The organism is Pseudomonas sp. HY13-MNA-CIBAN-0226 (genome assembly GCF_040310305.1).
Classification (GTDB): domain Bacteria; phylum Pseudomonadota; class Gammaproteobacteria; order Pseudomonadales; family Pseudomonadaceae; genus Aquipseudomonas; species Aquipseudomonas gregormendelii.
In genome coordinates, this window is record NZ_JBEOPS010000002.1 from 309469 (window position 1) to 325767 (window position 16299).

The window sequence follows — 16299 nt, forward strand, 5'->3', positions numbered from 1 at the left end:
GGTGAGGTTCTCGCTGTGTTTTTATTATCCGGCAGACATTGCCGCACCCAAGGGTATGGGCTCGCACGCGCAGCGGCAAAGGCCAATGACCGGTAATCGCACGGCTTTTGCTGTTTTTTCCCGAGGTTCGCTTGGGGTGAGAAAAGTGTGCAGATTGTGGACAGTGCTCAGCATTTTCCGGATAGCGTCGACCGGCTTTTTAACGAGCGGGATGCAAGTATCGACCTGTCAGTGCTCAGGCCTCGTGTATCTGGTTGACCCCGGTGATCTGCCCGTTCCAGATCATCTCGTAATGGGCGCTCTGGATGATCGACAACACGGGCCTCGGGGTCATCAGTGCCCAGCAGTGGTTGCCCTGCAAGCGCACCGACCGGTAGCGCAAGCCGGGGCAACCTGCCAGCTTCAAGGCCTTGCCCAGGCGCTGGGATGACGCGTAATCGTCGGGCGCGTAAATCGCATCGTTCATCGCCACGGTGGTGGCATCTTTCATCGCCGCATCGACGAACGAACAGGACAACCCACGGAACACAAAACGTTCATAGTTCAAACCACGGACGTTCGACCAGTACAGGCTCTGGTGATGTTGCACTTCCGCCAGGGCAGTTTCCATCGAGGCTGCCAGGTACAACACGCCAAAGCTGCCATCGCTGAAGCGCGAGCCGCCCGGGTTGACGTGGGTGAAGGGCGCGGTGGCGTAGGAACAGCCGGGAATGCCGAAGGGGATTTCGCTACGCGCAATCATCTCCAGCTGACCGAGTTCGTTCCTGAGCCTGGGGTTGGTCAGTGCCTGGATCTGATAGAGCGCTTCGAACTCCCGGGCGTCGGCCACGTCATCGAACAAGTCGATGGGCGGGAACTTCGAATTGACCAGGCGATAAGCCTGTACCGGCTCCCCAGCGAGGGTCGGCAACTGCTCCAGGGTCACCATTGTGCACCCCGCAGGACGTCGATCCGGCGGAAGGTCTCATAGAGCGAGACCATGTCCCCCTGGGACATGATCTCCAGGGGCGAGCGGCCGTTGAAGAACTCGTTGTGATTGGCCATGGCGGGGAAGCCATAAACATTGTCCGGGTTATCAAACACCAGGCGTAGCGCGGCGTGGATGTTGAGGACAAAACTGATACGTTGCATCTGATCGGCATCCAGCGCCACCGACCAGTCAGGGTCACGTTGTTTGGCGCGGGTGTGGGTGCTGCGGGAAATACGCAGGATCCGGCAGGCCTGCTCGCTGGACGCTGCCCATTTCTCAATGATCCCGACCGCCGCCCGCAGGCCGGCCACGCATTGATCCTTGGAAAATGCCTGTGCAGGAAGGGCGTTGGCCATGAAATATACCTCACTTGATAATCTATGGATCAAGTTATAGGCTTTTTGCGTCTACAGATCAAGGCGCTACTCGACTGGGCAGTGATCATCGCCAATGGCTGCGGCGTCCCCCGCCAGCCTCGTGGTTAATTGACTCCCGACGCGTCCATAGGGTGTACCATCAAGGTCTGTTCACCAGATATCAGTTTGCCATGACCACGCAAAGCCAAGAGAGCCGCCGGATCGTAGCTTCTCTGGCGCACCGTGTTGGCCCCAACGCCGACTCCGCAAGGATTGCCCAGGCGCTGGCCACCACTTTGCAGGATATGGACGCAGCCCTCGCGCCGATCATCGGCAATCAGGGGGTTGTCGCGCTTTACCGCCGCAGCCTGCATCTTTGCACCGCCCGGCACCCGCAATTCGCCGCCACGTGTGCCAGTGTTCCGGCGTCGATGGATGTGCTTGCCCTCGGGTCGGTGCTCGTCGAGCAGAGCGATGCCGATGCGTTGCTCTTCAGCGAAGTCATGCTGACCATCTTCTACGAGCTGTTGACCACGCTGATCGGGCCCTCGCTCACCGCACGTTTGCTTCGTGACGTGTGGGGACCTTCCCTGAGCGACACCCCTTCGCAGGAAATTTCGCCATGAGCACCAAAGTAACTATCAACCGTCTGGCCACGGGCGTGCCAGGACTGGACGAGGTGCTGGGCGGAGGATTACCGGAATTTTCGTTCAACCTGATCGCCGGCCCTCCGGGCTGCGGCAAGACCACCCTGGCGCATCAGATGATGTTTGCCCTGGCAACCCCTGAACGCCCGGCGCTGTTCTTCACCGTGCTTGGCGAACCACCGCTGAAGATGCTGCGCTATCAACAGCAGTTCGACTTCTTCGACAGTGAAGCCATCAACCACTCGGTGCGCTATATCAACCTGGCCGACGATACCCTGGCCGGTGATCTGGACGAAGTGCTGCGGCGCATCGTCAGCGAGGTGCAAACCCACTCGCCGGCCCTGGTCTTTGTAGACTCGTTCCGCTCGGTGGTACTGGCCAGCCAGACCCAGGACAACCCGAACAACAATCTGCCGCAGTTCGTCCAGCAACTGGGCATGTTGATGACCACCTGGCAGGCGACGACCTTCCTGATTGGTGAGTATTTCACCGAAACCGACACCAACCCCATCTTTACCGTGGCCGACGGCCTGATCTGGCTGCGCCAGAGCGTGCAGCGCAACTCCATGGTGCGCAAGATGGAAATCATGAAGATGCGTGGCCAGCCGACGATGCCTGGACTGCACACCTTCCGCATCGCCACATCGGGAATAAAGGTCTTCGCACCGGTTGCAACCGAACACTTCGAAGTACCTCGGGCACCTGTCGGCGAGCGCCTGAAAATGGGTGTGCCGCAACTTGATGAGATGCTCGGCGGTGGCCTGCCGCGGGGCTATTCGCTGCTGGTGGCCGGGCCTTCGGGTTCGGGCAAGAGCATCCTCGCCGCGACCTTCCTGGCCGAAGGTGCGCGCAATGGCGAAACCGGCGTGATTGCCGTCTTTGAACAGCGTCCCAATCATTCGCAGAACGCCACCCTGGCGAGCCTGATCGAGGCCGGCAAGGTCGGCCTGGTGGATAGCCGCGCGCCCGACCTGTCCATCGATGAGATCGTGCATTTGCTGCTTAGCGAAATCCGTCGCCTGAAGGCGACCCGGGTGGTTATCGATTCATTGTCAGGTTTCGAGCTGGCGCTGGCGCCGACCTTTCGCGAGGATTTCCGCGAGTCGCTGTCGCGGATGGTCACTGCGTTGACCGGTGCCGGGGTGAGCGTGCTGATGACTTCCGAGCTGGAAGACCGCTACACCGACCTGCGATTCAGCCCTTACGGCACGGCATTTCTCACCGACGCGATCATCGTGCAACGCTACATCGAAGTGCAGAGCCGCCTGTTGCGCATCATGGCGGTGGTCAAGGTGCGCTCAAGCGCGCACTCTGACGAGCTGCGCCTGTACCGCATAGACAAAAACGGACTGCAGATTGGCGACCGCTTGCCGGATCAGGAAGGTTTGCTCGGCGGCCGCCCAACCCAGCGCCACACCGACCTCGACAATGGATGAGGAATATCATGGACGAGGCTGATGGCCGGAACGAAAAAGCGCTGGCGACTGCCGCTCGTGAATTGTTCCTGCTGGGGCAGAAAACCGTTGAAGCACGGGCAGTGCTGGTGGCCCTGCAAAAGGAACTGAGCGAGGCCAACGCCCAGCGCCTGGACAATCAGCAGGTCGAGCAATTGATCGAGGCCAATCAACAGCTGGTGCTGGCGATCCTGTCGGCGCAGTCCGATGCCGACAAAAACCGGCGTACCGATAGCGAGCAGCAGCTGTTCCTGGAAATGCGCGAAGCCAACGAGCAGTTGGTCATTGCAGCCCTCAGTGCGCAACAACTGCAAGCCTCGGCCGAACACACGCTTTTGTTGCAACGCAACACCCTGGCGGTGGTGGCCCACGAGTTGCGCAATCCGCTGACGCCGATCAGCATGATCGCCGGTCGCCTGGTACGCGTGCCCAGCGCAGAGCTGCCGCGCATGCAGCTACTGATTGAGGGGCAGGTCAGGCATATGTCGCGTCTGGTGGAGGACTTGCTCGATGTGTCCCGTGTCAGTACCGGCAAGTTGCGACTGGATTGCTGCCTGGTCGATATGGTCTCGATCATCGACGACGCCGTCGAAGTGTGCCGGCCGGTGATGCGCGCTCACCGGCTGCAGTTCACGGCCGATGTGCCGCAGCAACCCCTCAGCGTCAATGGCGATGCCGTGCGCCTGACGCAAATTCTCGGCAACCTGCTGGGCAACGCCGTCAAATACACCCCGGCGGGCGGCGTCGTCACGTTAAGGGTTACAGTCCAGGGCCGCGAGCTGCGGATGTGTGTTGGTGATAACGGCATCGGTATTTCCGCCCAGGCGCTGCCCCATATTTTCGAGCCGTTCGTGCAGGACATTACTGCCGTCGGCTTCAACGGCGCCGGGCTGGGCATCGGCCTGACCGTGGTGCGTGAGCTGGTCGAAGCGCACGGTGGCCGCGTGACCGGGCACAGCACAGGCGATGGCCAGGGCAGCGAGTTCGTGGTGACCTTGCCACTGGTTTAAGACCTCACTGATGAAAAACTCGCTTGTTTTGCGGTATCGTCCTGCTTCCAGGGATCTGATTGCTGACAAGGAGTTCGCCATGGTACTGACACCCGATCGTCTGATGGAAATCGCCCGGACCAACCCGGCCAACGTCGAGATCCTCGACCGTCTGCCGGCCCTTGGCCTGAAGCAGTGCATGCTCACTGCCGGCTGCCTGTTCCAGGCCGTATGGAACCATCACGACGCAAAACCCGCCGCGTGGGGCATCAAGGATTACGACGTTTTCTACTTTGACCAGGACTTGTCCTGGGAGGCGGAGAACGACGTCATCCTGGCGGCCAAGGCGCTGTTTCAAGACCTCGACCTCAACATTGAAATCAAGAACCAGGCCCGCGTCCACCTGTGGTACGGCGAGCGCTTCGGCGGGGCGTACCCACAGCTCAATTCGGCGAAGGAGGGCATTGATCGCTACCTGATCGAGGGCACCTGCATTGGCGTGGATGTGCTGAGCGGCGAGGTGTATGCGCCTTATGGCCTGGATGATATCGAGAAGGGACTGTTGCGGATCAATCCGGTGAACCACCAATTTGATCTGTTCGAAAAGAAAGCGCTCAGCTATCAGGCGCGCTGGCCTTGGCTGGAAATTGTCTATCCGGGTGTTTGAGGCCCTCATAGGCTGCGCCGGCGGCGTTTCTCCTTGGGCAATACCTTGACCTTGCGATCGTTGCTGGCTCAACCGGGGAGCCAAACGCTCGTTTGCAAATAGCCTTCAATTAGCGCTTCACGCAGTCGATAACCTGATCAGAACAGCCATCTGCAGCATGGCTGCACCCAACTGATCGGGGATGCACAGAGTGTCGATAAAAATACGTTTGATACTGCTGATTGGTACCGGTTTGCTGACGGCATTGATCATGAGCCTGGTCAGTTATGTGGGAAACACGCAGATGGCGGAGGCGGTGAGCGATAGCGAAGTCAGCATGGCCGCGCTGCGCAATCACCTCGAAGCCGACATGATGCATGACGCCCTGCGCGCCGACGTGTTGTCGGCGATGCTGGTTGGCCTGGGAAAGAGCAACAGCAGCCAGGCCGAGGTGCGCAACTCCATCGATGAGCACGCGGGCCATTTCCGTGAAGTGCTGGGCAACAACCTCAAGCTGCCGGTCAACCCCACCATCCAGGCTGGCCTCAATCAGATCAAGCCGAGCCTCGATACCTACATCAGCGCCGCGGAGCGGATTGTCGGGCTGGCGCTGGAAAATCCTTTGGCTGCGCAACAGGAACTCGGCACTTTTAATGCCGCGTTCAGCCAGCTCGAAGACCAGATGGCTGCGCTCAGCGAACTGATCGAAACCGATACCCAGCAAACCAGCGTCGGTACGCAACAGGCCATCAGCAACGCCAATATTGCCCTCGGTGGTGTGCTGATCGCCAGCCTGTTGTTGCTGCTGGTGCAGGGGCGCTGGGTGCTGCGCAGTATCATGGGCCCGCTGCAAACCGCCAGTCGCATCGCCGACAGCATCGCCCACGGCCACCTGAGCGAGGCAATTGCCGAACCTGCCGGCAAAGATGAAGCCAGCGCCCTGATTCGCAGCCTGGCGACCATGCAGCGCGACTTGCGCGGTATGATCGAGGTCGTGCGCAGCAACGCCCACGGCGTGAGCGGCATGAGCGAACGGTTAAGCAATGGCTGCCATGAGGTAGCTGACAGCAGTCAACAGCAAAGCAGTGCCGCCAGCACCATGGCCGCAGCCGCGAGCGAAATGACCGCCAGCATCGAAGAGATCACCCGGCATGCCGAGCGTGCGCTGAACATGGCGAACCAGGCGGAAAACCTGGCCAAGGAAGGCGGCCGGGTGATCCATCAAGTGGTCAGCGACATGGATGGCATCGCTCGCTCGGCGCAGCAGTCGGCGCAGGTCATCCGCACCCTGGACAAAGAGTCCGAAGGGATTTTCAGCATCATCCAGGTCATCAAGGGCATTGCCGACCAGACCAACCTGCTGGCACTGAACGCCGCGATTGAAGCCGCCCGCGCCGGAGAGCAGGGCCGTGGTTTTGCGGTGGTAGCTGACGAAGTGCGCAGCCTGGCGGGGCGTACCAGTGCGTCGACCCAGGAAATCGCCGGCATGGTTGCGCGCATCCAGCAAAGCACCCGCGAAGCGGTCAGCAGCATGGAAGCGGGGGTGGCTCAGGTCGACAAGGGGATGGCGGTGACCGCCGAGGTCGAGCGGGCGATCCGGGAAATTCTCGATGCCACGCTCAATACCACCCAACTGGTCAACGACATCACTCGCACCATTGGCGAACAAAGCCTGGCCAGCAACGAAATCGCCCATCAGGTGGAAATGATTGCCGGGATGTCAGAGGGCAACAGCCGTGTGATTGGCGAGACGGCCAACACTACTGATGAGCTGGCGAGCCTGGCAGGGCAGTTGTCGCAGTCGGTGAACAGGTTCCGGCTTTGAAGCCGTGACCGGCCCTGGCACAGCCTGCGATCCTTTGATACTGCTGTGTCCTCTGCCCAAAAATGCATCGGAGGTTTTTTCACGCCTGCAACGAACTCGCTGGAGGCGCAAAACCCTTGTCCGCTGCGACTCCCTGTGGGAGCGAGCCTGCTCGCGATTGCGATCATGCAACCAGTCCGGAATCGGCTCAGAGATATTTATCCGTCACAGCGCCTTCCGAGGCGCTGGACACGGTCTTCGCATATTTGGCCAGCACCCCGCGTTTGTACTTGGCCTCCGGGCGCACCCAAGTCGTCTTGCGCCTGGCCAATTCAGCCGCCGCAACTTCCACGGTGATCTGCCGGGTTTCGGCATCGATAACGATTCGGTCGCCATCCTCGATCAACGCAATCGGCCCGCCCTCGAATGCCTCCGGGGTGATATGGCCCACCACGAATCCATGGGAGCCGCCAGAGAAGCGGCCATCGGTGATCAGCGCTACTTCCTTGCCCAGCCCCTTGCCCATGACCGCCGAAGTCGGCGAGAGCATTTCGCGCATGCCGGGTCCGCCCTTGGGTCCTTCGTAGCGAATCACGATCACATCGCCTGCCTGCACCTCGCCGTTGAGAATGCCCGCCAGCGCGCCTTCTTCACCGTGATAGACCCGGGCAGTGCCTTCAAATCGCAGGCCCTCCTTGCCGGTGATTTTGGCCACCGCGCCATCGGGGGCCAGGTTGCCGCGCAGCACGACCAGGTGGGAGTCCTTCTTGATCGGCTGGTCGAAGGGCAGGATCACGTCCTGGCCGGCCACGTAATCGGCAACATCGCGCAGGTTCTCGGCCAGTGTCTTGCCGGTCACGGTCATGACATCGCCATGCAGCATGCCGGCGTCCAGCATACGTTTCATCAGCGGCTGGATGCCGCCGATGGCTACCAGTTCGCTCATCATGTACTGGCCGCTGGGCCGCAGGTCGGCCACCACCGGCGACACTTTGCCCAGCTCGACGAAATCATCCAGCGTCAGCTCGACGTCCACGGCGTGGGCCATGGCCAGCAGGTGCAACACGGCGTTGGTCGAGCCGGCAAGGGCGATCACCACGCGAATCGCGTTTTCAAAGGCCTTGCGGGTCATGATGTCCCGCGGCTTGAGGTCGAGCTTGAGCAACTCCATGACCTGTTGCCCGGCGCGGAAGCTGTCTGACGTCTTGTCGGTACCCACCGCATCCTGGGAGCTGGAACCGGGAAGGCTCATGCCCAGGGCCTCAATGGCCGCAGCCATGGTGTTGGCCGTGTACATCCCGCCGCAGGAGCCAGGGCCGGGAATGGCCACTGCCTCGATCTGCTTGACCTGGATCTCGTTGATATCGCCACGCGCATGCTGGCCCACGGCTTCGAACACGGAAATGATGTCGGTATGGCCCGCACCCGGGCGAATGGTGCCGCCATACACAAAGATCGAGGGGCGGTTCAGGCGTGCCATGCCGATCAGGCAGCCGGGCATGTTTTTGTCACAGCCACCCACCGTGACCAGTCCGTCGAAGCCTTCGCAACCGGCCACCGTTTCGATCGAGTCAGCGATGACCTCCCGCGACACCAGTGAGTACTTCATGCCTTCGGTGCCGTTGGCGATGCCGTCGGAGATGGTGATGGTGTTGAAGATCACCCCTTTGGCACCCGCCGCATTCGCTCCGCGTTCGGCCTCCCGCGCGAGCTTGTCGATGTGCATGTTGCAAGGGGTGACCATGGCCCAGGTCGAGGCAATGCCGATCTGCGGCTTGGCGAAATCCTCGTCGGTAAAACCCACGGCCCGCAGCATGGCGCGCCCCGGCGAGCGCTCCACGCCGTCGACTACCTGAGAGGAGTATTTGCGCAAATCGGGTTTGTCGCTCATTTAGATGCCTCGCCGGCTTGGGTGAAAAAACACCTTGAGTATAGTGGCCCGGACGTCTGCAGCCGGACCAGCGAGTCGGGAACAGACGCGCGGGTTTGTCCTGACGTGATATTCTTTGCAGTAACTTGGTTCGATCCATTCAGTTTGCGTGTCCATGCGACGCGCCAACGGAATCACTGTCGCTCAAGCAGCTGAAGCCAATAAAGATAAAAAGTCAGTTCAGTAGGGACATATAAACTGAGGTCGATGCACTCAATCGGCCTTGTGTGCCCACCCTCCAATCCAGCGGCGCGAGCACCCACGACATCCTGCCTGAATGTCGTGAAATACGGGGCCCGAGACTGCGGATGGCAGGGCGGATGGCGTTTTATCATAGGTGCTACAGATGTTTAAGAAAATGAACACGGCCCTGCTTGGGCTGGCTTTGTCGATGGGGATCACGTCCGCTCAAGCGGAAGAGGCAAAGAAAGTCGATGTGCTGCTGATCGGCGGCGGCATCATGAGCGCGACCCTGGGTGTCTGGCTCAACGAGCTGGAACCCGGCACCTCGATGGAAATGATCGAGCGTCTGGACGGCGTGGCCCTGGAAAGCTCCAACGGCTGGAACAACGCCGGTACCGGTCACTCTGCCCTGGCCGAGTTGAACTACACCCCGGAAGACGACAAGGGCAATGTGTCGATTCCCAAGGCCGTTGAAATCAACGAGGCGTTTCAGATCTCCCGTCAGTTCTGGGCCTGGCAGGTTCAGCAAGGCGTGCTGAAGAACCCGCGTTCGTTCATCAATTCCACGCCACACATGAGCTTTGTGTGGGGCGACGACAACATCAGTTTCCTCAAAAAGCGTTACGAAGCCCTGCAGGCGAGCCCGCTGTTTGCCGGCATGCAGTATTCCGAAGACCCGGCTGTGATCAGCAAGTGGGTGCCGCTGATGATGGAAGGGCGTGACCCGAAACAGAAAGTTGCCGCCACCTGGTCGCCAATCGGTACCGACGTCAACTTCGGCGAAATCACTCGCCAGTTCGTCGCGCACCTGCAGACCACCCCGAAGTTCGACTTGAAGCTGTCCAGCGAAGTGCAGGACATCACCAGGAACGAAGACGGTACCTGGCGCGTCAGCTACAAAAACCTGAAAGACGGCAGCAAGTTCGAAACCGACGCCAAGTTCGTCTTCATCGGCGCTGGCGGCGGTGCCCTGCACCTGCTGCAGAAGTCCGGTATTCCTGAAGCCAAGGAGTATGCAGGCTTCCCGGTTGGCGGCTCGTTCCTAGTGACCGAGAACCCGACCATCGCCGAGCAACACCTGGCCAAGGCCTACGGCAAAGCCTCCGTTGGCGCACCACCGATGTCGGTTCCGCACCTGGACACCCGTGTCCTGGACGGCAAGCGCGTCATCCTGTTTGGCCCATTCGCGACCTTCAGCACCAAGTTCCTGAAAGAAGGTTCGTACCTGGACCTGCTGACCACCACGACCACGCATAACGTGTGGCCAATGACCAAGGTCGGCATCAAGGAATACCCGCTGGTCGAGTACCTCGCCGGCCAGCTGATGCTGTCGGACGAAGACCGCCTCAACGCCCTGAAGGAATACTTCCCGAACGCCAAGGCTGAAGACTGGCGCCTGTGGCAAGCCGGCCAGCGCGTGCAAATCATCAAGCGTGACGAAGCCGCCGGTGGCGTGCTGAAGCTGGGCACCGAGATCGTGGCTTCGCAAGACGGCTCCATCGCCGGCCTGCTGGGCGCCTCCCCAGGTGCATCGACCGCCGCGCCGATCATGCTGACTGTGCTGCAGAAGGTGTTCAAGGACAAGGTCGCTTCCCCGGCCTGGCAGGAAAAACTGCACCAGATCGTGCCGAGCTACGGCACCCAGTTGAACGGCAACCCTGAGAAAGTGGCTGAAGAGTGGGCCTATACCGCCAAGGTACTGCAACTGACTCCGCCGCCGGCGATGGGTCAGGTAGCGGCTCCGGTGGCTGCTCCGGCTGATGCCGAGAAGGCTGCTCCGAAGGCTAACGCTGCAAGTGACATGGCTTTGTAAGTAGAAGCGCTGTTGAAGAGCCCGCTGAACCGGTGACGGTCAGCGGGCTTTTTTGTGGGTGTTGTTATGGAGGATCGCCAGCATGGAGGGTTCCAACCACGGCGCTTGCACTTAGCAAGCCTCATCGCTAACCTTGCCTTGCCGCTGCAAATTCAGCGGACGGGTGTGGTAGCCCGGTTATTTCATAGACCCAGAACGCCTCAGGGCGTTTTTTTTGCTGGCTGCTTTGTGGCGGCTGTGCATGGGAGGCTTCGGCCTGCCGGGTTCCTATGACCGGTCTACCACCCTGTGTACAGTCGCCTCCTCACTTTGCGTGGTAGCGGGTGAAGAGGAACTCATGTCATAGGAGTTCCACATGATCAAAGAAACCCCGAATCCTCCGAAAACGGATGGTCACACAGAAATCGATTCAGCGTTTGAATCCCGTAAACCAGCCATGGCAAAACGCTGTGCTCCTCCAATGTTTATCATCGCCCCTGATGTAAACGCTGAAACGTTACTAACCCACGCTTGCGAAACCCTTGCCTCGGCCGGCGTCATGGCCAGTGAGTTGGCTTTTCTCCTCAGCGGTCCGAAATGCAATTTGGCATTGGGTATTCTACAGATGATTTCGTTGGCAGAATTGTCGGTGGATCGGTTGTTGGATGAACTTGAACTTGAGAAATAGCCGAAGGTCTTGGAAGGCCTAGCGAAAATAAGCCTGCCAGTAGAAGCACTGTTGAAGAACCCGCTGAACTGGTGACGGTCAGCGGGCTTTTTTGCGGGTGTTTATTATAAGAAGTAGGAAGGTTCTGACGGGTAGTCGGAAGTTGGGATATGAAACTTCATTGATTGATGAGCGGGGCCGGGAGTTGTCTGGCATCAAGTTGGTTGAATAAATCTGCCTGATTTAGGGTGAGCTATTAGAAGTCGCGATGAACTTCTTGAGTACTGTTTTCCCTGGTCAGGAAGACCCACAATGGCGTTATGGAACATCGTGCCCTCGTGGTTCGAAATCGAAGACCGGACAACTCACAATATGGGCTATCAGGCGGACGTGCACGAATACAGCTCAATGACTTCGCAAGCTGCTACAGTAAGGCGTATTGCCACTATTTGATGCAGTCGCCGACTGAAAAGGATTTTCTCGATGTATAAGCTGATTTTGCTGGTCATGCTGGCCGTAACAATCACTGGCTGCTCCACCCGCAAGGATTTTTACGCCACAGGAGGCAGTCGGGCAGATGGCTCGATTGATATGGCTTACGATTTCAAACCCTTTGAAACGCCTATTGTCGACATCAACCAGGCTGAATCGATCGCGACCAACAAATGCGCTGTCTGGGGTTATCAGCGGGCGGAGCCATTTGGAGGGAAAACCCAGATTTGCCAGACTCGTGATGGATGGGGAAATTGCACCGCTGGCCAGATAGTCGTCAAATATCAGTGCATCGGCAACATCACGCCGTCAACTCAGGCAGCAGCGCCCGCAGTCACACCCGTTCCGGCAGGAATCATGTCGGCTGCCCAGTACAAGGAAACTAGGTTGAAGGCATTGATGGAAAAGAACCTCCCTTATAGCGAGTACCAGAAGCAGTATCACGCGATCATGGCGGAGTAGTTTTTGTGGATCTAGCAGCGGATAATCTGTCTCCGCGCCCCGGCTGGGAGTCTTTAGTGCAGCTGCCGAAGGCAGAGACAGCGACTACCTGCAGGAGCGGCAGAAGGTCGTAGGGGACGAGGGACGATTCAACTATGATGCGACGCGGTCGGCATCTGATCCGTATTTTTCATCGCCATCTGCATCTGTAATGCAAACAGACTGCGGCTCACAATAACTGCATATTGAACAGGCAGGAGCACCCTCATGGGCAAGATGGCGATTTTCCTCGGTGGTTTTCTCGTACTGACGGTGCTGATCGGCGCTCTGGCCACGATCTCGCCGGTGTAGCCTTCGCGCCTCAAAGCAAAACGCCTCCAGCGGGAGGCGTTTGCGTTTCAGGGCTCAGGCTTACTTCACATCGAACCGATCCAGATTCATCACCTTGGTCCACGCCGCAACGAAGTCCTTGACGAATTTTTCCTGGCTGTCGCTGCTCGCATAGACTTCGGCAAGCGCCCGCAACTGCGCATTCGATCCAAACACCAGGTCCACACGTGTCCCGGTCCATTTTACCTGGCCCGTCTTGCGGTCACGTCCCTCAAACTCCTGCGCGTCGTCCGAGGTGGGTTTCCATTCCACGCCCATGTCCAGCAGGTTGGTGAAGAAGTCGTTGGTCAAGGCTTCCGGCCGTTGGGTGAACACGCCGTGCCGGGTCTGGCCGGCGTTGGTGTTCAGCACCCGCAGGCCGCCAATCAGCGCGGTCATTTCCGGGGCCGTGAGGGTCAGCAGTTGGGCCTTGTCGATCAGCAGTGCTTCGGCCGGTACGGTGTAGCGGGTCTTGAGGAAGTTGCGAAAGCCATCGGCGACAGGTTCGAGGAAGGCAAAGGACTCGACGTCTGTCTGTTCCTGGGTTGCATCGGTCCTGCCCGGAGTGAAGGGCACGGTGAGGGTGACCCCGGCATTTTTGGCCGCCTGTTCGACGCCGGCGTTGCCCGCCAACACGATCAGGTCCGCCAGCGAGACTTTCTTGCCCCCATTGCTGAACTCGTTCCGGATGCTTTCAAGTTTGGCCAGCACGCTGCCCAGTTGCTCCGGCTGGTTGGCCTGCCAGGATTTCTGCGGCTCCAGGCGCAGGCGTGCGCCGTTGGCACCGCCGCGTTTATCGGAGCCGCGGAAAGTCGAAGCCGCCGCCCACGCGGTTGAAACCAGTTGCGAGACGGACAGGCCGCTGGCCAGGAGCTTGCCCTTGAGTGCGGTGACATCGCTGTCATTGATCAGCTCGTGGTCGACTTCGGGGATCGGGTCCTGCCACAGCAGTTCTTCGCTGGGCATCTCCGGCCCGAGGTAGCGCGATAGCGGGCCCATGTCGCGATGGATCAACTTGAACCAGGCGCGAGCGAAGGCGTCGGCGAGTTGGTCGGGGTTCTCCAGGAACCGCCGGGAGATGGGTTCGTAGATCGGATCGAAACGCAGCGCCAGGTCCGAGGTGAGCATGGTTGGGTTACGGCGTTTGTTCGGGTCGTGGGCATCAGGAATGATGCCGGCGCCGGCGCCGTTTTTTGGCGTCCATTGGTGCGCGCCGGCCGGGCTTTTGGTCAGTTCCCAGTCGAAGCCGAAGAGGTTTTCCAGGTAGTTGTTGCTCCATTGGGTGGGCGTGGTGGTCCAGGTCACTTCCAGGCCGCTGGTGATGGTGTCCGGGCCTTTGCCGGTACCGAAGCTGTTTTTCCAGCCGAAACCTTGTTCCTCAAGGCCCGCCGCTTCCGGCTCCGCGCCAACATTGTCCGCAGGGCCGGCGCCGTGGGTTTTGCCGAAGGCGTGGCCACCGGCGATCAGCGCGACGGTCTCTTCGTCGTTCATGGCCATGCGGCCGAAGGTTTCGCGAATATCCAGGGCCGACTTGACCGGGTCTGGCTCGCCTTCCGGGCCTTCGGGGTTGACGTAGATGAGGCCCATTTGTACGGCGGCCAGGGGTGTTTCCAGGTGCCGACCGGGTTCGACCCGGCTGTCTTCATTTTCTCCGGGCTCGGCAACCAGTGGGCCTTCGCCGGGCTTTTGCATGGGTTCCTTGTGACCTTGATCGTAGCGACTGTCACCCGCCAGCCACTTGTTCTCCGAGCCCCAGTAGACGTCTTCATCCGGCTCCCAGACATCCGGACGGCCGCCGGAGAAACCAAAGGTCTTGAAGCCCATGGATTCCAGCGCAACGTTGCCGGTGAGGACGATCAGGTCAGCCCAGGAAATGTTGCGCCCGTACTTTTGCTTGATCGGCCACAGCAGGCGGCGGGCCTTGTCCAGGCTGACGTTGTCCGGCCAGCTGTTGAGCGGGGCAAAACGTTGCTGCCCGGAGCCCGCTCCGCCACGACCATCAGCGGTGCGATAGGTGCCGGCGCTGTGCCAGGCCATGCGGATGAACAGCGGCCCGTAGTGCCCGAAGTCCGCCGGCCACCAGTCTTGCGAGTCGGTCATTAACGCGCGCAGGTCTTGCTTGAGCGCCTGGAAGTCCAGGCTCTTGAATGCCTGGGCATAGTCAAAGCCTTCGTCCAGCGGATCGGACAGGGACGAATGCTGGTGCAGGATCTTCAGGTTCAGTTGGTTAGGCCACCAGTCGCGGTTCGTCGTGCCACCGCCAGCGGCGTGATTGAACGGGCATTTCGATTCATTTGCCATGTGTGAGCTACCTTTGGGTGATCATCCGGGCTATTCGCGCCTTGTGGGAACGGCCAGCTTGTGGCGCCAGAGCAGCCCTAAGGGTAGACCCGAGTTGGGCACTCAGCTAATAGGTGGAGTGTTAGGGGACGATAGGGAAAGTCTCTTACACAGGGTGTCGGGCGGTTGCGAGGATGCGCGCGCCGCAGAGGGGCATGCCCGGCGTGGTGCGCCGGGCGCGGGCAGAGGTCAGTTAACGACGAAACCTGCACCGACCGGATCGTTACGCTCGATGACCCAGCGCGAGGTCCCCAGGATACTCGCGGTGCCCTTGACGGTCGGGCGCACCGCACGGGTACCGTTGAGGTCGACTTCACCCAACAGGCAGCCTTCAAACGTGCCGCTGCCCAGCAAGCCTTCAGACAGGATCGGCTGGTTCAGCCCGAGTTTGCCCCGGGCTTCGAACATCGCCATCATCGCGCTGGTGCCCGTGCCGCCTGGGGAGCGGTCGAGCTGGCCAGCGCTGAACACGTGGACGTTCTTGTAGAACGCTCCGTCGATGGTTGCCGGATGCCAGAACGTGATGAAGTTGAGGTCGTTGATGTGCGCCTCGGTGGGGTGCTGGATCTTCAATTGTTTCTGGATCTGATCCCGCGCCAGCAGACCGAGGCGCGACAGTTCGCTGCCGTTCTCCGGGCTGATGCGCAGGTCACAATTGGTCAGGTCGACGATGCCGAAGTAATTGCCGCCCCAGACCAGGTCTGCCTTGAGGTCGCCATAGCCTGGCAGGTGCACCGGAATGTCCTGGGCCGCCACGTAGGCCGGGACGTTTTCGAAACGGGTCCAGAGGACTTTGTCGCCTTCAGATGCGACTTCCGCGACCACCAGCCCTGCGGTGGTTTCAAAGCGAATTTTGGTGATGCCATCAGCACCACGCGGGACCAGGCCCAGGGCAACCATGGCCATGCTGACGGCGATCGTGCCGTGGCCGCACATGTGCGAATACACACTGCCATCCATGTAGATCAGGCCTGCGTCGAATTCACTGCTCGAAGGCGGGGTGAGGAAGACGCCAAACATGTCTTTGTGGCCGCGAGGTTCCTGCATCAGCGCCTTGCGCAGCCAGTCGTAGTTCTGCTCAAGAAACGCACGCTTGGCCAGAATGGTCGAACCTGCGGGGTAGGGGATGCCGCTGTGCACGATGCACAGTGGTTCACCTTCGGTATGGGTATAGATGACATCGAACGTGTCTTGCATACGCATGACTGAACTCCTGGCT

The 16299-nt window shown here is 59.9% G+C and carries 13 protein-coding genes and 1 pseudogene; 9 read left to right on the plus strand and 5 right to left on the minus strand.

Features of this window, described 5'->3' with window-relative positions:
* Window positions 1–235: 235 nt before the first annotated feature.
* Together AAEZ05_RS03595 and AAEZ05_RS03600 are read right to left on the minus strand one after the other, a co-directional pair.
* Window positions 236–928, minus strand: coding sequence for an RES family NAD+ phosphorylase (locus tag AAEZ05_RS03595; protein WP_205892200.1), 693 nt, complete (start codon window positions 926–928; stop codon window positions 236–238).
* Window positions 922–1326 (minus strand): hypothetical protein, encoded by a 405-nt coding sequence (locus AAEZ05_RS03600; protein WP_045057382.1) that lies wholly within the window; start codon window positions 1324–1326, stop codon window positions 922–924. Before AAEZ05_RS03600 ends, AAEZ05_RS03595 begins: the two co-directional genes overlap by 7 nt.
* A gap of 191 nt (window positions 1327–1517) precedes the next feature.
* Here AAEZ05_RS03600 and AAEZ05_RS03605 point away from each other — a divergent pair, with 191 nt between their 5' ends.
* From AAEZ05_RS03605 to AAEZ05_RS30650, 6 genes and pseudogenes are all read left to right on the plus strand, one after another.
* A complete protein-coding gene (locus AAEZ05_RS03605; RefSeq protein ID WP_045057381.1) occupies window positions 1518–1952 on the plus strand; it encodes a hypothetical protein in 435 nt (144 codons plus the stop codon).
* On the plus strand, window positions 1949–3409 hold the full coding sequence (locus AAEZ05_RS03610) for an ATPase domain-containing protein (RefSeq protein WP_045057380.1): 1461 nt from the start codon (window positions 1949–1951) through the stop codon (window positions 3407–3409). Before AAEZ05_RS03605 ends, AAEZ05_RS03610 begins: the two co-directional genes overlap by 4 nt.
* Before the next feature lie 8 nt (window positions 3410–3417).
* Complete coding sequence (locus AAEZ05_RS03615; RefSeq protein ID WP_045057379.1) at window positions 3418–4437, plus strand: sensor histidine kinase; 1020 nt, start codon at window positions 3418–3420, stop codon at window positions 4435–4437.
* A gap of 79 nt (window positions 4438–4516) precedes the next feature.
* Complete coding sequence (locus AAEZ05_RS03620; RefSeq protein WP_045057378.1) at window positions 4517–5083, plus strand: nucleotidyltransferase family protein; 567 nt, start codon at window positions 4517–4519, stop codon at window positions 5081–5083.
* 181 nt (window positions 5084–5264) lie between these two features.
* Window positions 5265–6029: pseudogene (locus AAEZ05_RS30645) on the plus strand (MCP four helix bundle domain-containing protein); the annotation flags it as partial.
* A gap of 132 nt (window positions 6030–6161) precedes the next feature.
* A complete protein-coding gene (locus tag AAEZ05_RS30650) occupies window positions 6162–6887 on the plus strand; it encodes a methyl-accepting chemotaxis protein (protein ID WP_412548516.1) in 726 nt (241 codons plus the stop codon).
* A 187-nt stretch (window positions 6888–7074) separates the two neighbouring features.
* On the opposite strand, the gene ilvD is transcribed toward AAEZ05_RS30650, so the two are convergent.
* A complete protein-coding gene (gene ilvD, locus AAEZ05_RS03630) occupies window positions 7075–8757 on the minus strand; it encodes a dihydroxy-acid dehydratase (RefSeq protein WP_350646637.1) in 1683 nt (560 codons plus the stop codon).
* A gap of 385 nt (window positions 8758–9142) precedes the next feature.
* Between ilvD and mqo the strand changes: the two genes are divergently transcribed.
* The 3 genes from mqo (at window position 9143) to yecR (ending at window position 12392) form a co-directional block, all read left to right on the plus strand.
* Window positions 9143–10792 (plus strand): malate dehydrogenase (quinone), encoded by a 1650-nt coding sequence (mqo, locus tag AAEZ05_RS03635; protein ID WP_205892196.1) that lies wholly within the window; start codon window positions 9143–9145, stop codon window positions 10790–10792.
* A 355-nt stretch (window positions 10793–11147) separates the two neighbouring features.
* A complete protein-coding gene (locus AAEZ05_RS03640) occupies window positions 11148–11459 on the plus strand; it encodes a DUF6124 family protein (protein WP_247291264.1) in 312 nt (103 codons plus the stop codon).
* A gap of 462 nt (window positions 11460–11921) precedes the next feature.
* Entirely contained in the window at window positions 11922–12392 is a 471-nt protein-coding gene (gene yecR / locus AAEZ05_RS03645; protein WP_350646638.1) for a YecR family lipoprotein, read from the plus strand.
* A gap of 390 nt (window positions 12393–12782) precedes the next feature.
* Here the strand turns inward: yecR and katG are convergent, their stop codons facing one another.
* Window positions 12783–15041 (minus strand): catalase/peroxidase HPI, encoded by a 2259-nt coding sequence (gene katG / locus AAEZ05_RS03650; RefSeq protein ID WP_350646639.1) that lies wholly within the window; start codon window positions 15039–15041, stop codon window positions 12783–12785.
* A 228-nt stretch (window positions 15042–15269) separates the two neighbouring features.
* Window positions 15270–16283: a proline racemase family protein gene (locus tag AAEZ05_RS03655; protein ID WP_205892194.1), complete on the minus strand. Its 1014-nt coding sequence runs from the start codon at window positions 16281–16283 to the stop codon at window positions 15270–15272.
* Between the last annotated feature and the right edge of the window lie 16 nt (window positions 16284–16299).